Origin of the sequence: Micromonospora maris AB-18-032 (assembly GCF_000204155.1) — a bacterium.
In the GTDB taxonomy this organism is placed as follows: domain Bacteria; phylum Actinomycetota; class Actinomycetes; order Mycobacteriales; family Micromonosporaceae; genus Micromonospora; species Micromonospora gifhornensis.
Genome location: NC_015434.1, coordinates 1,669,654 through 1,685,143, shown reverse-complemented (window position 1 = coordinate 1,685,143; position 15,490 = coordinate 1,669,654). Strand labels below are relative to the sequence as shown.

Here is a 15,490-nt window from a genome sequence, read left to right as displayed (position 1 = left end):
AGGAAGCGGTAATTTTCGGGGGATCAAGTGAAATTTCGCGTGCGCATGAGTGCCCGGTGGCTGGTCGCTCTCGTTACCGTCTCGTTCTTCGCCACAGCTTGCTCCAGTTCCGCGACCGACCCGCCCGCAGATCTGTCGGCGGCAAGCTCGGACAATCCATTCTCGCTCTTCCTGGGCGAAGAGATCGGCCAGATCGACTATGCGCAACTGAAGGTGCGAAACAAGTGTCTGGCCAAGGCCGGCTACCCGCAGAACCTGAACGTGATGCTGGGGCAGCCTCGAAACCCGTTCCGACACCTGATCATCACAGCTCGCACCTTCGGCCCCACTTCGGTCGAAGAAGCGAAGCGAGTTGGTTTTGGCCGAGACTCGTTGTCGGCACCACCGTCGGTCGTCAGCTTCGATCCGAATTACGACAGAGCCTACGACAAATGCACCGAGGACGCCTGGAAGGCCTTGTCGGATGACGCCAAGAACGTGTATTACGGCTACTTCGACCTGGGAAACAAGCTGAGCCAACCCCTCTCGCGGACCATCAACGAGCGAATGGGCGACTCGGCATGGCGAAAGCTGCTGTCCTGCCTTGACGACAAGGGTCACCGGCCGAGGAGCGAGCAGGAGTTCCTCCAGACCCCGAACCCGGGACTCTTCGGTGTTCCCGTCGGCGTAGATGCCGCTGAAGGCCTGGATCGGTGGCAGCCCAAGCAGATACCTGGAACGATTGAGGTGGGGCCTGCGGTGCCTGCGACCCAGTATCAGGCCGGTCCGGTGGAAAGCGCCCTCGCAGTCGCCTGGTTTGAATGCCGGCGTCAGACCGGCATCGACAAACTGCAACTTGAAACGGCAGTTCAGGTTCAACGGGAACTCGTCGACAAGTACGAGTCCTCGTTCATGGAGCTGAACCCGCAGGTTACCCGCATCGCGAAGCAGGCCGCCGAACTGATCGGCGCCCCGTGATCGCCGTCGACGCCCTCGTCGCTCGACGACGGCGCGCCCTCCGCATTGTCGTGCTCTTCCTGGCCGCCGTTGTGCTGGTCACCGCCGGCGCGGTCCTGGTCGGTCCCACCCTGCGGTCGCCGGACCAGCTGGCCGCCGACGCCGCACCGCCCTCGCCTTCGCTGGTGACGGCGGTGGTGGAGCGCCGCACGCTTGTCGAGCCGGTCGTGCTTCGGGGGCGTGTCCAACCGGGGGCGAGTGTACGGCTACTCGCTCCACCCGCCGCGATGGGCCCGAGCAGCGTGGTGACGAAGGTGCCTGTGCGTAAGGGCGATCGGATACGGGAGGGGCAGGTACTGCTTGAGCGTTCCGGAGAGCCACTGTTCGCCCTGGCACTCCGGTTCCCCCTCTACCGCGACCTCACCACCGGTGCGCAGGGACCGGACGTCGTGGAGGTGCAGCGGGCACTGCGCCGTACTGGCTATTCCGCACCGACGACCGGAGTGCTCGACGGCACGACTCTGCGGCAGTTGGCGAAGTTCTACCGTGACCGCGGCTACCGGCTGGGCTCGGCGCAGGAAGATCGACGTTCCGGGCAGTCGCGTGCCGTGCAGATGCCGCAGTCCGCCGTTGTCGTGATCGACCGGACGGGCCGTCGTATCAGCAAGGTTCATGCGCGGGTCGGACAGACTCTGGTAGACCCCAAGACGCCGATAGTCGAACTTGACGGCCAAGCGCCCGTCATCGTCGCGACCGCAGCTGTGGATCAAGCAGCGCTCATCCGGCCCGGTCAACAGGTCGACGTCACCGACGAGCTTGGTGAGACACGTACGAAGGCGCGCGTCAGCGAGGTCAGCGAGCAGGCGACCTCGGGCCCCGACGGCCAGACCGGCATCGAGATCCGGCTGAAGTTCGCCGAGGCGCCGATGAGCGGGGGCACGAACCGGTCGGTACGGCTGGATGTCCGGACCACCGCCGCGGCGGAGGTGCTGGCCGTGCCGGTGTCGGCCATCTACTCCCGCCCCGACGGCTCGATGTTCATCACTGTCGTGGATGAGGACGACGCGACAACCGACGTCACGGTGCTGACGGGACAAATCGCGGGCGGCTGGGTCGAACTCAGGGAACCGGTCCCGTCGCCGGTCGCCGCCGGTTCGTCAGTGTTGGTCGGTGAGCAGACGGCGGAGGGCTGATCCATGCTGGTTCTCCGCAACGTCTCGCGTACCTATCAGGACGGTCAGCCCGTTCATGCGCTACGCGCCACCAACCTGCGTGTCGACCAGGGCGATTACATCTCGATCACCGGCCCGTCCGGGTCGGGCAAGTCGACTCTGCTCAACCTCGTCGGCCTGCTCGATGTACCCACGGCCGGCTCCTATCTGATCGGCGGGTTGGAGACGGCGGACTGCGGGCCCGCCACCCTCGGCGCCATCCGTGGCCAGCTCTTCGGATTCGTCTTCCAAGCATTCCACCTGCTCCCCGGGCGCACCGCCCTGGAGAACGTCGAGCTTGGGATGCTGTACGGACCGCACGCACGGCGGCAACGCCGGTCGATGGCCTCCGAGGCGTTGGAGCGTATGGGCCTGTCCCATCGCATGCACGCCGACCCCCGCCAGCTCTCCGGTGGCGAGAAGCAGCGGGTAGCGATTGCCCGCGCGGTCGCGGCACGCCCCCAAGTCCTCTTCTGCGACGAACCGACCGGCAACCTCGACACGACGAACACCGCTGCGGTACTCGCCGTGTTGCGGCAACTCAACGAGGAAGGGCTGACTCTGATCGTGGTGACCCACGACTCGCAGGTCGCGTCGGAGGCCCGTCGCCGGCTTCGTGTCACCGACGGTGTCGTGGACGAGACGTGAGGACGAGACGGCGCAAGGAACGCGAGGAGATCGGGCACCTAGGGATCGGTCGGTCCCGGCTGAACGTCCGCGACCTGTTCTGGGAGGCCTCTGTCTCCGTCCTCAGCAACCCTGGCCGATCACTCGTAACGGTCGTAGGCACGATCCTCGGTGCGGCGGCGTTCGTAGCCAGTCTCGGTCTCGGCTCCACGCTCAACCAGCAGGTTTCCACCGCTTTTGATCTGCGGCGGGCCACCGAGGTCCTGGTTGAACCGGAAGACCAGGCGACGACGGACAGCTGGCTTCATGATGCGGCCATCGGTCGACTCACCCGGCTCAACGGCGTTGTGGCCGCCGGACGGCGGACGAGTCTCGGGGAGCGTCCGATGCGTCGGATGACCGATGTTCGGCAATCCTCGGCGGGCGTACCCGTGATCGGAGCGGATCCGTCGGCGTTGCAGGTGATGGCACCCCGGGTGACCGTGGGACGCAGCTTCGGCGAGTTCCACGAACGCCATGCCACGCCGGTGGTCATGCTCTCCGCCACGGTGGCACGCCAACTCGGAATCCATCGGACCGGCGTCGCCGTCTTCGTGGCCGACCAGGCCCATACGGTGGTCGGGATCTTTGACGACGTCGTGCGCAGACCGGAGGCCATGGCTGCGGCCATCGTGCCGTACTCGGCGGCAGAGCGCCTCAACCAATCCGGTGGCAGCCAGCCCGCGAAGAGGGACGTGCTGGTGGAAACGTCTCCCGGCGCGGCACAACTCATCGGCAGGCAGGCTCCGCTTGCCCTCCGTCCGGAGGCGCCGGCCGAACTGAGAGCCATTGCGCCGCCTGATCCGCGCACACTGCGCCAGGAGATCGAGGGCAGCACCACCAGGACGACTCTGTTGATCAGCGGTGTCGCCCTGCTGATGGGCACCATTTCGATCGGTAACGCCGCGACCAGTGGCGTAGCTCAGCGCACCGGAGAGATCGGCCTGCGACGGGCAGTCGGGGCGCGGCGACGTCACATCTTCGGTCAGTTGGTCCTGGAAACCACTGTATTGGGCTGGCTGGGTGGGGGGGTCGGTGCCCTGCTCGGCGTGCTGACCATCTCAATCGTGTCCGTCGTCAACGGCTGGACACCAGCGGTCGAGATCCGGTCCGCCGTGTTCGCCTGCACGGCCAGCACCATCGCCGGACTACTGGCCGGGCTCGTTCCGGCGGCGCGGGCCGCCCGCATCCCCCCGGTCCAGGCACTACAGCGCTGACACGTCCAACGACCTGAGGCGAGACCAACCATCAACAGCGCGCCACGACATCGATGGAGGCAATGGTGGACGACAAGGTCCTTGAGGCACAGCAATGGGTCAATTCCACGTACGGCGCAGTACCCGGCTACAACCGCTGCCCAGAGAACGGGCGCACCGGCTGGTCGACCATGTACTCCCTGACCAGAGGGCTCCAGCACGAGCTTGGCATCACCAGCCTGTCCGATGCCTTCGGTCCGACAACCCTCTCTCGGCTGGCGGCGCTCGGCGCCATCGGCCCGGACACCACCAACCCCAACATCGTCAACATCGTGCAGTACGCCCTGTTCTGCAAGGGTTACTGGGGTGGGCCGGGTGACGGCGTCTACGGCGTTGACACGGCCTCTGCCATCGCGGAACTGAAGTACAACGCCGGCTTGGACGCCTCCGACACCAATGTCCAGCCGAAGATCTTCAAGGCACTGCTCACCATGGACGCCTACGTGGTGCTCGCGGGCGGAACCGAAACGATCCGGTCGATCCAGAAGTGGCTGAACAGCCGATACTTCAGCCGCCGTGATTTCTTCCTCATCCCCTGCGATGGAATCTTCTCCCGGGACGTGCAGAAAGCACTCTTCCTGGCCATCCAGTTCGAACTGGGGTTGACCGACGATGAAGCCACCGGCGTGTTCGGGCCGGGAACACAGGCCGGTTTGCGCAACAACCTGCTGTCACAGGGCTCGTCGGGAATCTTCGTCAGCATATTTACCGCTGCGATGGTCTTCAATCGCATACGTCTGTCCAACGGCAACACCTACGCCAACTTCACCAGCAGTTTCACCTCAAGCGTCGCGTCAGCGGTCAGTGATTTCCAGACATTCTCGGCCCTGCTGCCCCCGAACGGCCGTGGCGACTTTGCCACCTGGTGCCAGCTACTGGTGTCCACTGGGGATCCCAGTCGCCCTGGCACCGCCGTGGACTGCATCACCACCATCACCGATGCACGCGCCAAGACGTTGTACAGCAACGGGTACAGGTTCGTGGGCCGATATCTGGACGAGAAGCCCTGGGGCACCCTCAACAAGAGGATCCAGCCGGGCGAGCTGGACACGATCTTCGCGAACGGCCTGAAGGTCTTTCCAATTTCACAGTACTACGGTGAAGTGGTCTCCTACTTCACCTATTCTCAGGGATTCCAGGACGCGGTGGATGCCCATATCGCCGCCACAGGGTACGGCTTCAGCACCGGTACCGTAATATATTTTTCGGTCGACTACGACGCAACTCAGGATGAGATCGAGTCTCACATTCTTCCATATTTTCGAGGCGTAGTCGCCGGACTGGCCGATCGAGGGAAGAAGTACATCCACGGCGTGTACGGATCACGCAACGTCAGCGCTCAGGTGACCGCCCACACGTACGCACGGTGGTCCTTCGTGTCGGGCATGTCCACCGGATTCTCCGGCAACATGGGCTTCCCCTTGCCGGAGAACTGGTCGTTCAATCAGATCCAGACGCTGTGGCTCGGCACCGGTGACGGGCGAATCGAGATCGACAAGAACATCTACAAGCCGGGATCGGACCCTGCGGTGGCCTCGGTCAACGACCCCATTTCAGAGGCCGACACGTTCGTGGGATACATCAGCACCTTGCTCTCGTGGGCTCGCAGTTACGGGGGAAACCGCCCAGCAGATCAACTGGTGATGGAGTTCCTTCGCCATGAGGACTACAACAGCGAGCAGTGGAAGCTGTTGATCGGGAGCATCGACGAGGGATTCAAGAACCATGTGCTTGATCGACTCAGAGCAAACAACATGCACATGATCAGAGAATTCCGGGACCCCTTCTATGGCGTAGACATCAAGGTCTCCCACCTTGGCGCGTCCTGCAACGCGGCGTACCTGCTACCACAGCCCGCCGGGACCTACACCAACCGAGGCGACGTCGGCGGCTGGGGCGGCGACTGGATGACCTTCTACGGCGAGTGGCGTCGGGACAGCGACAGCTACTCGTCTGGGCGCACCTACTGCCACGAGAAGTTGGCCAAGGTCGACGGCGTCGGAACCTTCAAGTTGCGTGATCTGATCGAAGACGCGGACGCCTACAACATCGCCAAGGATGTGCGGAACGGAACGAGCATCTGGGCGTCCATGTACGTCAATTATTCCGGGGGTGGCCACCTCTCTAGATTCAAGCGATTCTATGAGGGCCGCTTCGTCAACGCGGCCAACGCCAAGGCGATCAGCCGGGACATCCTGCTGACCACGGCCGACCCTATTCTTTCCACCGGCCGGGCCTATCTCATTCAGACAACCGGTGGAGTGCCCACGCTCATGCCACACCTGTTGCCGAGCAACAAGCTCGACGAGTTCTGCCAAGGCTTCGCCGACATGCTCTTGGATCGGGTGGGGCAGGAGAACGCCCGCGTCGCGGCGCTGCGCGCCCAAGGCAAGATCTGAGCCATGAAGACAGCTGCAGGGTTCGTCGTCGGAATCGTCGTGGCACCAGCTGCTGCCATTGTCACGTACGTGCACGGCCTGTGGGTGAGCCACCTTCTCGACATTCGAGCCACCAGCGAGTACTGCACCGCCAAGCCACTCGCTTCCACCGCGACCAGCGCCGACTGGCTGCCACTGCGCCACGTGTGCCGCTATGCCGACGGCACCAGCACCGATCTGGTCCCCGGTTACGTCAACCCGATCATCTTCCTCTGCCTGTTCATCGCAGTGGTGAGCACGGCGCTCGCTTTACGATCCGCCCGCCGCTCCCGTGCAGCCGAACCGACAACCTTGGAGTCGCCACAATGAGTAATGCGCCAGGTCTGTCTCGCCGGCAACTTCTGTCCACCACCTTCGCCGCAGCCGGTGCGGTGGTCGTCGGCGCTGCTGCCACCGCGCCGGCCCAGGCAGCACCGCCGCGTCCGAGAAACTGGGCTCGGTCCACAAGTCAGAACGGTTGGCCCGTGGTGGATGGCGCCAAGGTGGCGAGCCACCGGGTCGAGGGTAGCGACGCGCGTATCACGCTGGCAGCCGGCGCGGTGTCCACCGTCCTTCTCCACGTGCTACGCCGGTTTCACTACGAGGTCGGTGCAGTCGGGCGCGGCGACCTGATCGGACATCGCACAACAAGGGCGGTAGTCGCGGCGTTCGAGTCGAACTACCTGTCGGGCACCGCTGTGGCGATCCGGCCGAACTTCTATCCGGTCGGCTCCGCCGGCAACTTCTTCACCGGCGAAATGCTGGTGATCCGCGACATTCTCGCAGAATGCGACGGTGTTGTGCGCTGGGGTGGAGACGACCGGGACCACCCCTCGGAAGGGCATTTTCAAATCGACGTACCTCCGGGTGACACGCGACTCGACCGGTTGGCACGCACCTTCGAGGAGTGGGCCGACCAGCCGGACCGAGGACCAGGAACGATGATCGATCTGCTCAACGCTCGTCGCCGAAGCGCGGCCAAGGACCTGCGGGCGCGTCAGCGGCCGTTTTGAGGCGGCTGAGTGGAGGTACCTGGACCGGGACGGCGCGGTTCGCCCCGCCGTCCCGGTTGGCGTCCTCCGTCAGCGGGCGATCTCGGTGACTCGGGACTCACGGACCACGGTCACCCGGATCTGACCGGGATAGGTCAGCTCCTCCTCGATCTGCTTGGCCACGTCCCGGGCCAGCACCGCCGCGCCGATGTCGTCGACGTCGTCGGGCTTGACCATCACCCGGATCTCCCGGCCCGCCTGCATGGCGAAGACCTTCTCCACGCCGAGCTTGCCGGCCGCGATCTCCTCGATCCGCTCCAGCCGCTTGACGTACGCCTCCAGGCTCTCCCGCCGCGCCCCCGGCCGGCCCCCGGAGCAGGCGTCCGACGCCTGGGTCAGCACCGCCTCGACGGTCTGCGGCGGGACCTCGTTGTGGTGCGCCTCGATGGCGTGCACCACGTCCTCGCTCTCGCCGTACTTGCGGGCCACGTCGGCGCCGATGATGGCGTGGCTGCCCTCCACCTCGTGGGTGAGCGCCTTGCCGATGTCGTGCAGGAACGCCGACCGCTTGATCAACGGAACGTCGAGGCGCAACTCGGCGGCCATGATGCCGGCGATGTGTGCGGTCTCCACCAGATGCTTGAGCACGTTCTGCCCGTACGACGTGCGGTAGCGCAACCGGCCCAGGAGGGTGACCAGCTCCGGGTGGATCTCGGTGATGCCGACCTCGACCAGGGCGTCCTCGGCGGCCCGCTGGCACAGCTGGTCCACCTCCTGCCGGGCCAGGTCGTGCACCTCCTCGATCCGGTGCGGGTGGATCCGCCCGTCCAGCACCAGCTTCTCCAGCGTCAGCCGACCCACCTCACGGCGCACCGGGTCGAAGCAGGAGAGGAGCACCGCCTCCGGGGTGTCGTCGATGATCAGGTTGACCCCGGTCACCGACTCGAAGGCGCGGATGTTGCGGCCTTCCCGGCCGATGATCCGACCCTTCATCTCGTCACCCGGCAGATGCAGCACGCTGACCACGCTCTCCGCGGTCTGCTCACTTGCCACCCGCTGGATCGCGTCGACCACGATGTGCCGGGCCCGCTGCTCCGCGGTGGACCGGGCATCCGACTCGATCTCCCGTACCAGCAGCGCGGCCTCCCGCTTGGCCTGGCCCTCGATCGCCTCCACCAGCTCGGCCCGCGCGCTGTCGGCGGTCAACCCCGCGACCCGCTCCAACTCCCGACGCCGCTGGCTCTCCGCCTCGGCCAGTTCCTTCTCCCGGGCATCCAGGGCCGCCTCCCGGGCGGCGAGCGCGGCACTGGCGGCGGTCAGCTGCCGTTCCCGCTCGGCCAGCCGCTCCACCTCCTCGGTGTGCATCCGCTCCCGCTCGTCCATCCGGGCCGCCCGCCGCTCCACCTCGGCCGCCTGCTCCCGGGTGGTCGCGGCGAGCACCGCCACCTCCCGCTCGCCGCTGCGCCGGGCTGCGGTCCGCAACTGCTCGGCATCGGCCTCGGCCTGCTTGTGCGCCCGTTCGAGCACCGTGTCCGCCTCGGCGCGGGCGTCGTCGAGGACCCGACGGGCCTCCGCCCGGGCCGCCTTCGCCTCCGCCTTGGCCGCCGCCGCCTCGGTGCGGGCCGCAGCCGCGGCGGACTTCGCGACGTCGATCGTGCTGTTCGCCTCGTCGGCAGCCGTCCGCAACGCGGCCAGCGACTGCTCCTGGCGATCCTTCTCCGCGATGTACGCCGGATCCTCCGGTGCCGGCCGCGTCTGCAACCCGCGCAGCACCCGTGCCCCGAAGACCGCCGCGGCGAGCACCACCAGGGTCAACACCAACACGACGATCAGAAGTACGACGTCCAGCGCCCTCATGCCGGCACTCCGCTCCGCCGAACCGCCCGACGGCTCGACTCGGCACACCCTCGAAACGCCGGTTCCGGGTGCCCTGAGCTCTGCTCACCCTCGTCGGCCGCGCCGGAGTCGGCGCCGGCCGGTTCGCAACGCTCGCTCATGCTGGCCACCCGGTGAACCTCTGTCGCCTCGCCATGGCGCGCCTCCCCTGAACGTCGCGCCGTAGGAATCCGCCGGTGGGCGTGTTCCTACGGCTCTGGACGCCCGACCGGAGCGCAGGCCGTGGATAGCTCTCCCCGCCGACGGTGTCCCTCGAACCGTCGGCAGGCCAGGTGCAGTTGTCGCCTCGGCCCCGGACCGGCCTGTCCGAAGCTGGCGTCAGTGGCCGTTCCTGCTGGCCAAAGTGATGCTGTTCTGTTACGCGATCTATGTTGTGCGCTTAGCCTGCGCTTGGTCGGGCAATGTGAGCCTTTATGGCGAGGCTAGGTCTCTGAGGGCGTCCGGTCAAGAAGTCATGATCAAACCACCCGGACGGAGAGAAGTTGCGCGGTGACGCTGCGCTGATAACGAGTCGGGCGGCTGCGGACAATCGCGACGTTCGGTCGCCTGCCGAGCCAGCTACCGCCGGTTACCGCACGGTCAACCGGCACCCGACGCCACGGCGGCGGCCACCAGAGCGGCATTGTCCCGCGCGAGCGACCCGTCGGGCAGCCGGAGCGTGTCCTCCAGCCCGATCCGGGTGTCCAGGCCCCGCCGGACCGCCTCCGCCAATACCACCCAGACGCCGGCACCCTCGGCGTGCAACAACACCGGTGGCCCCGACGGCGCGAGCGCGTCGAGCATAGCCGCCGCTTCGGCCAGGGCAGACTCCGGCGACGGCGCCATGCATTCCACAAGCACCCGACCGACCGGCACCCGCCATCCGCGGTACGCCTCGACCGCCGGCACCGTCCAGAGCCCGGCCTCCACCATCACGCCTCGCTCGTGCAGCGCCCGCGCGACCGCCTCCGCCCCCGGCTCGTGCACGTTGACCGAGGCGAAGTCGGGCAGCACCGTCCAGGCACCGACCAACGCCGCCCGGGCGAGCGGATCCGGTTCGATCCACGCCCCGGTGCTCACCCCCACCGGCAGGCCCGGCACCGCGGCACGGATCGCCACGACCGCGTCGGCGATGTCCGCCGGACGCAACGACTCGACCCCGTCGGCGGTACGCGGATGGACGTGCACCGCACCGACACCGAGCCCGACACACCGAGCCGCGTCGGCCGCCAACTCGGTCGGGCTCAACGGCACCCCAGGGTGGGAGTCACGACCACGGTCACCGTTGAGGCAGGCCAGCAACACCTCGCGCCTCCTCTCGACCGGTCAGCGATCACCCCTCGGCGGCTGCCCCACCCGCCCTCGGCGATCACCCTTCGGCGGGCGATCACCCCCTGGGCGGTCATCCCTCGGCGGCGGTCATCCCTCGGTGTCGGCGAGGGCGTCGGCGTCGATCTGTTCGGCGAACTCGGCCGCCTCGGCGCTCTGCGCCGCGAGTGCGTCCTTCACGGCCCGAATCGCCACCCCCGGTGGGTAACCTTTGCGGGCCAGCATGCCGACCAGCCGCCGGAACACCGCGTCCGGCTCACCACGGGCGGTACGCAGCTTGCGTTCGACAAGCGCACGGGCCGTTTCCGCCTCGGTGCTCTCGTCCAGCTCGTCGAGCGCCGCGCTGGCCGTGTCACCGTCGACTCCGCGTTGCCGTAGCTCGTTGGCCAACGCCCGACGCGCCAGCCCACGACCGGCGTGCCGGCTGCTCACCCAGGCCCGGGCGAACGCGGCGTCGTCGATGATGCCGACCTCGTCGTAACGGTCGAGAACCGCGTCGGCGGTCTCCTCGGAGATGCCCCGCCGGGCCAGCACCGTGGCCAACTCGGCCCGGGTACGAGGGCGGACCGCAAGCTGCCGCAGACAGATCTCCCGGGCCACCTCGGACTCGTCCCGGGGAGTGTCAGCCGCCTGGTCGGCGTCGGCCCGCCCGACGGCACCGGAGCCCGGTGTGGACTCGTCGCCGGACGTGCGGCGGCCCCGGCGCGGACGCAGTGTGGGATCGCCCGTGCGGGGCGGACTGGCATCCCAGCCCCGCCCCGTACGGGCACGTCGTCCAGCCACTGATCAGATCAGAAGTCGACCGGCGGCAACTCCGGGCCACCGGCGGCATCGCCCGCGCCCACCCCGACGCCGAGCTTCTCCAGGATCTTCTTCTCGATCTCGGCGGCCACGTCCGGGTTCTCCCGGAGGAACTCGCGGGCCTTCTCCTTGCCCTGGCCGAGCTGGTCGCCCTCGTAGGTGTACCAGGCGCCGGACTTCCGGATGATCGCCTGCTCGACACCGACGTCGATCAGCGAACCCTCACGGGAGATGCCCTTGCCGTACATGATGTCGAACTCGGCCTGCTTGAACGGAGAGGCGACCTTGTTCTTCACGACCTTGACCCGGGTACGGTTACCGACCACGTCGGTGCCGTCCTTCAGGCTCTCGATGCGCCGCACGTCGAGCCGGACCGAGGCGTAGAACTTCAACGCCCGACCACCCGTGGTCGTCTCGGGGCTGTTGTGCACCATGACCCCGTCGACGAAGTAGTTGTGGTTGCCCTCCACCTCGATGTCGAACCGGTTCATCGAACGGGTCTTCGGCTTGACCCGTACATCGATGATCCGAGCCGGCACCGGCATGATTTCTTCCGGGACGAACTGCGGCTCGACGACGCACTGCCCCCGGAAGCGCGGCAGCAGCTTGGACTCCATCGCGGCAGGCACGTACGGAGCGATCAGTTCCTGGAACTTCGCTGACGCCTCGGTGGTGAAGATGATCGACGCCGTCTGGCGTGCGCCCCGGGACACCAGCTTCACATCCATGCCGTACGCGTCACGCAGATGCTCCACCAGGCGTTCCCGACTGCCCTCCGCCATCGCCTCGACGCAGATCTCGATCCGGCCGGAGCCACCAGCCGTACGCGCCTGCACCCCCTTGGACCGGAGCGTGAAGCAGCCATCGTCCATGTACCACACCGCGAGGGCCAACGGAGTGAGCGCCTTGAGGTAATCCCAGCTCAGGTGCTTCTTGCCGTCGCCCAGGTAGACCGCACGACGCAACTCGCCCAGCTCGGACAGCGGCGTGAAGTCGACGAAAGCAGCGCCCCGGCTGTCGGTGCGCCGGGAGTGGCTGATGTTGCCCAGCAGCGAGACCTTCCAGTCGAGGTAGTCGACCTGCTGCTCGCCGTGGCCGAGGCGGAATCGAACGCCGTTGCGGTCCTGGCGGTTCGGCGACAGGGCACCGTCACCCATCAGCGAGCCGAGCACGACCTGCCACTGCTGCTCGCTGAGCCGCCGAGCCTCGGCGAGCATCACCCGGTCACCGGCGATCAGCTCGCCCGCCTCCCGCCAGCCGCCCGGCGTACGCACCAGGTGGTTGGCGGTGGCAGCGAACTGGGCGCGACCGTTTCCGCCCGACTTGGCGACGGTGAACTGGAGGAACTGTTCCGCCGGGCCGTTGTTGAACCAGTTGGTGATCCGTTTCGGCTCCACCCGGTCGGTGTCCGGGTTGTAGGAGAGGACCTCGACGTCCAGCCGCTGGTTGACGATCTTGCCGATCTTCTCCTGCGTGCCGTCGGCGAGAGTGACCCTGGTCGAGTACGACATGCACCCGAACATCACGCCGATCTTCTCGCGGAGCTGGTTGATGAAGATCGCGGTGGTGCCGGTGTTGTTGAGCACACCGGTGATCTTCCGCAGCGCCTGGCTCATCAGCCGGGCCTGCAGACCCACGTGGCTGTCGCCCATCTCACCCTCGATCTCGGCGCGCGGCACCAGCGCGGCGACCGAGTCGATCACGATGATGTCCAGCGCGCCGGAGCGGACCAGCATGTCCGCGATCTCCAGCGCCTGCTCACCGGTGTCCGGCTGGGAGACCAGCAGGGCGTCGGTGTCGACACCGAGGGCCTTGGCGTACTCCGGGTCGAGCGCGTGCTCCGCGTCGATGAAGGCGGCGATGCCGCCGTTGCGCTGGGCGTTGGCCACCGCGTGCAGGGCGACCGTGGTCTTACCGCTGCTCTCCGGGCCGTAGATCTCGATGACCCGCCCGCGGGGCAGACCGCCCACGCCGAGCGCGACGTCGAGCGCGATGGAGCCGGTGGGAATGATCGCGGTCTGCACGACCGGCCGCTCCCCCAGCCGCATCACCGAGCCCTTGCCGAACTGCTTGTCGATCTGAGCGAGAGCAAGGTCGAGCGCCTTCTCCCGGTCAGGCCCTGCCGCCATCGTTGCCACCCCTGCCTTCGCCGGCGTCTTTCCTGAGCTTCGCGTCACGCGACACACGCTAGGCGCTGGGTCCGACAGAAAACCAGCCGACCGGCCGTGGCCTGTGGACGAGCACCTCGCTGTGGACAATAGCCGAACAGGTGTACGAGTCGGCAAGAGACACGCGGAAGTAACGAATCGACTGCTCAGCGTAGCCGGGTCGGCACCCGGTCGGGGTAGGCGGCGACCACCGCCCGCCACACCACGTGCGTCTGCTCACCCTCGGCGAAGGCCTGCTCGATGGTCCGCCCACCGAGCTGCGACAGCACCTGATCGCTGGCGATACTGGCCGCGTAGCCCGGCCCGAACGCCTCCTCCAGTCGCGTCCAGAAATCGGTCAGCCGCACTATGCCCGACCCTCCTCGTCCGGTGCGCCCGTCCGCACCGGACGCAACGCTAGCGCCAGCAACGGCGCCACCGCGACCGCGGCGAGCAGGCTCAGCACCGGATAGCCCGCCCACTGCATGACAAACCCGCTGACCGCCCCGGCCAGCGCGCCGGCCAGCCCCATCAGCAGGTCGGACAGGCCCTGCGCGTGGGGACGGACCGCGTCCGGCACCGACTCCGACAGCAGTGTGGAACCGGCCACCATGGTCGCCGACCAACCCAGCCCGAGCAGCACCAGCCCGACGGCGAGCCGGAACGTGCTGTGCCCGGCGGTACCGGCGACCGCGCAGGCGGCCAGCAGCATGCCGACCCCGCCCAGGATGACCCCGCGCCGACCGAGCCGGTCGGCCAGCCAGCCGACCACCGGCGCCAGCGCGTACATGCCGGCGATGTGCAGGCTGAGCACCAGGCCGACCACCGGGAGCACATCCTCGACGGGATAGTGGTCCCGCAGGTGCACCGGGGCCATCGCCATCACCGCCACCATCACCAGGTGGCCGACCGCCACGGCGGCGACACCGAGCCGGGCGGCGGGCTGGGCGCGTACCACCAGCCAGCCGGCACGCAGGCCCGCGCCGCGCCCGGCCGACGACGCGGCGGGCAGCTTGCCCGGCGCCGCCGCACCGGCCCCGGCGGCCACCGCCCCGGCCGGCTCGATGCCGCCCGGCCCGGTGGCAGGGTCCACGCCCGCCGCCGCGAGCAGGCGGGCGGTGAGCAGCGGGTCAGGTCGCAACAACAGCAGCAGTACGCCGGCAGCCAGCAGAAACGCCACCGTGCTGAAGGCGAACGGGCCGGACAGGGGTGGCAGTCCCAACCCCCCGCCGGCCCGGTCGGCGAGCGCGGCGAAGTTCGGTGCCGCCACTGCGCCGACCGTGGTGGCCCAGACGATCAGTGACAGTTGCCGGGCCCGACGATCCGGCGCGGCAAGATCGACTGCGGCGTAGCGGGCCTGGAGATTGGCCGCGGAGCCGCCACCGAACATGAGCATGCCGAGGAAGAGCAGCGGGATCGACCCGCTCGCCGCGGCGAGCACCACCAGGGCCCCGCCTACGGCCCCGACGCCGTACGCGAAGGCCAGGCCGGGGCGACGGCCGTGCCGGGTGATGATCCGGGTGACCGGGATGGCGAGCAGCGCACCACCGACCACAGAGGCGCTCAGCACCAGGCCGGAGACCGCGGTGCCGGCGATCTCGGCAGCGAGCAGCCCGCCGACGGCGATGCCGATGGTCACCCCGATGCCACCGATGATCTGGGTGCTGAACAGCAGCCGCAGGGTACGCCGCTGAATCGGCACGATGTCGGGCGGCGCGGCTGCCGTGGTGGTCAGATCGGTGGTCAACGCTCGTCCTCGGCTTCCGTCACGATTCCCGGCCGCGCCCGATGATCTCTCCTTCGTGATCCCCTGGTGCCGCCTGGCCTGCTGGCGGCAAGTGTGTCACTGACCTGCCTGAT

General features: G+C 67.7%; 13 protein-coding genes and 2 pseudogenes. 7 read left to right on the top strand and 8 right to left on the bottom strand.

Annotated features, from left to right (window positions below):
* The first annotated feature begins 27 nt into the window (after window positions 1-27).
* The 7 genes from VAB18032_RS07755 (at window position 28) to VAB18032_RS07725 (ending at window position 7,499) form a co-directional block, all read left to right on the top strand.
* A complete protein-coding gene (locus VAB18032_RS07755) occupies window positions 28-957 on the top strand; it encodes a hypothetical protein (RefSeq protein WP_148272216.1) in 930 nt (309 codons plus the stop codon).
* Between the two features lie 293 nt (window positions 958-1,250).
* Window positions 1,251-2,129: an efflux RND transporter periplasmic adaptor subunit gene (locus VAB18032_RS30555; RefSeq protein WP_232510706.1), complete on the top strand. Its 879-nt coding sequence runs from the start codon at window positions 1,251-1,253 to the stop codon at window positions 2,127-2,129.
* A 3-nt stretch (window positions 2,130-2,132) separates the two neighbouring features.
* A complete protein-coding gene (locus VAB18032_RS07745) occupies window positions 2,133-2,795 on the top strand; it encodes an ABC transporter ATP-binding protein (protein WP_013732241.1) in 663 nt (220 codons plus the stop codon).
* Window positions 2,792-4,030: an ABC transporter permease gene (locus tag VAB18032_RS07740; RefSeq protein ID WP_081476053.1), complete on the top strand. Its 1,239-nt coding sequence runs from the start codon at window positions 2,792-2,794 to the stop codon at window positions 4,028-4,030. The genes VAB18032_RS07745 and VAB18032_RS07740 overlap by 4 nt, the downstream gene beginning before the upstream one ends.
* 62 nt (window positions 4,031-4,092) lie before the next feature.
* Window positions 4,093-6,468, top strand: coding sequence for a glycoside hydrolase domain-containing protein (locus tag VAB18032_RS07735; RefSeq protein WP_415877989.1), 2,376 nt, complete (start codon window positions 4,093-4,095; stop codon window positions 6,466-6,468).
* Between the two features lie 3 nt (window positions 6,469-6,471).
* Complete coding sequence (locus VAB18032_RS07730) at window positions 6,472-6,816, top strand: hypothetical protein (RefSeq protein WP_126712169.1); 345 nt, start codon at window positions 6,472-6,474, stop codon at window positions 6,814-6,816.
* 155 nt (window positions 6,817-6,971) lie between these two features.
* Window positions 6,972-7,499: a M15 family metallopeptidase domain-containing protein gene (locus VAB18032_RS07725; RefSeq protein WP_013732236.1), complete on the top strand. Its 528-nt coding sequence runs from the start codon at window positions 6,972-6,974 to the stop codon at window positions 7,497-7,499.
* A 69-nt stretch (window positions 7,500-7,568) separates the two neighbouring features.
* Here the strand turns inward: VAB18032_RS07725 and rny are convergent, their stop codons facing one another.
* From rny to VAB18032_RS07695, 8 genes and pseudogenes are all read right to left on the bottom strand, one after another.
* The gene (rny, locus tag VAB18032_RS07720) at window positions 7,569-9,335 is read right to left on the bottom strand and encodes a ribonuclease Y (protein ID WP_013732235.1); all 1,767 of its coding nucleotides are present in this window, start codon (window positions 9,333-9,335) and stop codon (window positions 7,569-7,571) included.
* Window positions 9,336-9,953: 618 nt separating this feature from the next.
* Window positions 9,954-10,658, bottom strand: a complete 705-nt coding sequence (locus VAB18032_RS07715; protein ID WP_013732234.1) for a 3-keto-5-aminohexanoate cleavage protein — start codon at window positions 10,656-10,658, stop codon at window positions 9,954-9,956.
* 114 nt (window positions 10,659-10,772) lie between these two features.
* On the bottom strand, window positions 10,773-11,465 hold the full coding sequence (locus VAB18032_RS07710; protein ID WP_043720024.1) for a regulatory protein RecX: 693 nt from the start codon (window positions 11,463-11,465) through the stop codon (window positions 10,773-10,775).
* A gap of 8 nt (window positions 11,466-11,473) precedes the next feature.
* Window positions 11,474-11,974, bottom strand: coding sequence for a hypothetical protein (locus VAB18032_RS33155; RefSeq protein ID WP_377676526.1), 501 nt, complete (start codon window positions 11,972-11,974; stop codon window positions 11,474-11,476).
* 171 nt (window positions 11,975-12,145) lie between these two features.
* Window positions 12,146-12,757, bottom strand: a pseudogene (locus VAB18032_RS33455) (LAGLIDADG endonuclease); the annotation flags it as partial.
* 3 nt (window positions 12,758-12,760) lie between these two features.
* Window positions 12,761-13,612: pseudogene (gene recA, locus VAB18032_RS33145) on the bottom strand (recombinase RecA); the annotation flags it as partial.
* A gap of 185 nt (window positions 13,613-13,797) precedes the next feature.
* Window positions 13,798-13,998, bottom strand: coding sequence for a DUF3046 domain-containing protein (locus tag VAB18032_RS07700; RefSeq protein WP_013732231.1), 201 nt, complete (start codon window positions 13,996-13,998; stop codon window positions 13,798-13,800).
* Entirely contained in the window at window positions 13,998-15,377 is a 1,380-nt protein-coding gene (locus VAB18032_RS07695; protein ID WP_013732230.1) for an MFS transporter, read from the bottom strand. Before VAB18032_RS07695 ends, VAB18032_RS07700 begins: the two co-directional genes overlap by 1 nt.
* Window positions 15,378-15,490 lie beyond the last annotated feature (113 nt).

What these genes read in the sequence shown, in the direction of transcription:
- VAB18032_RS07745 (WP_013732241.1), top strand. Translation starts at nt 2,133, where the DNA reads ATGCTGGTTCTCCGCAACGTCTCGCGTACCTATCAGGACGGTCAGCCC.
- VAB18032_RS07735 (WP_415877989.1), top strand. Translation starts at nt 4,093, where the DNA reads ATGGTGGACGACAAGGTCCTTGAGGCACAGCAATGGGTCAATTCCACG.
- VAB18032_RS07730 (WP_126712169.1), top strand. Translation starts at nt 6,472, where the DNA reads ATGAAGACAGCTGCAGGGTTCGTCGTCGGAATCGTCGTGGCACCAGCT.
- rny (WP_013732235.1), bottom strand. Translation starts at nt 9,335, where the DNA reads ATGAGGGCGCTGGACGTCGTACTTCTGATCGTCGTGTTGGTGTTGACC.
- VAB18032_RS33155 (WP_377676526.1), bottom strand. Translation starts at nt 11,974, where the DNA reads ATGAACCGGTTCGACATCGAGGTGGAGGGCAACCACAACTACTTCGTC.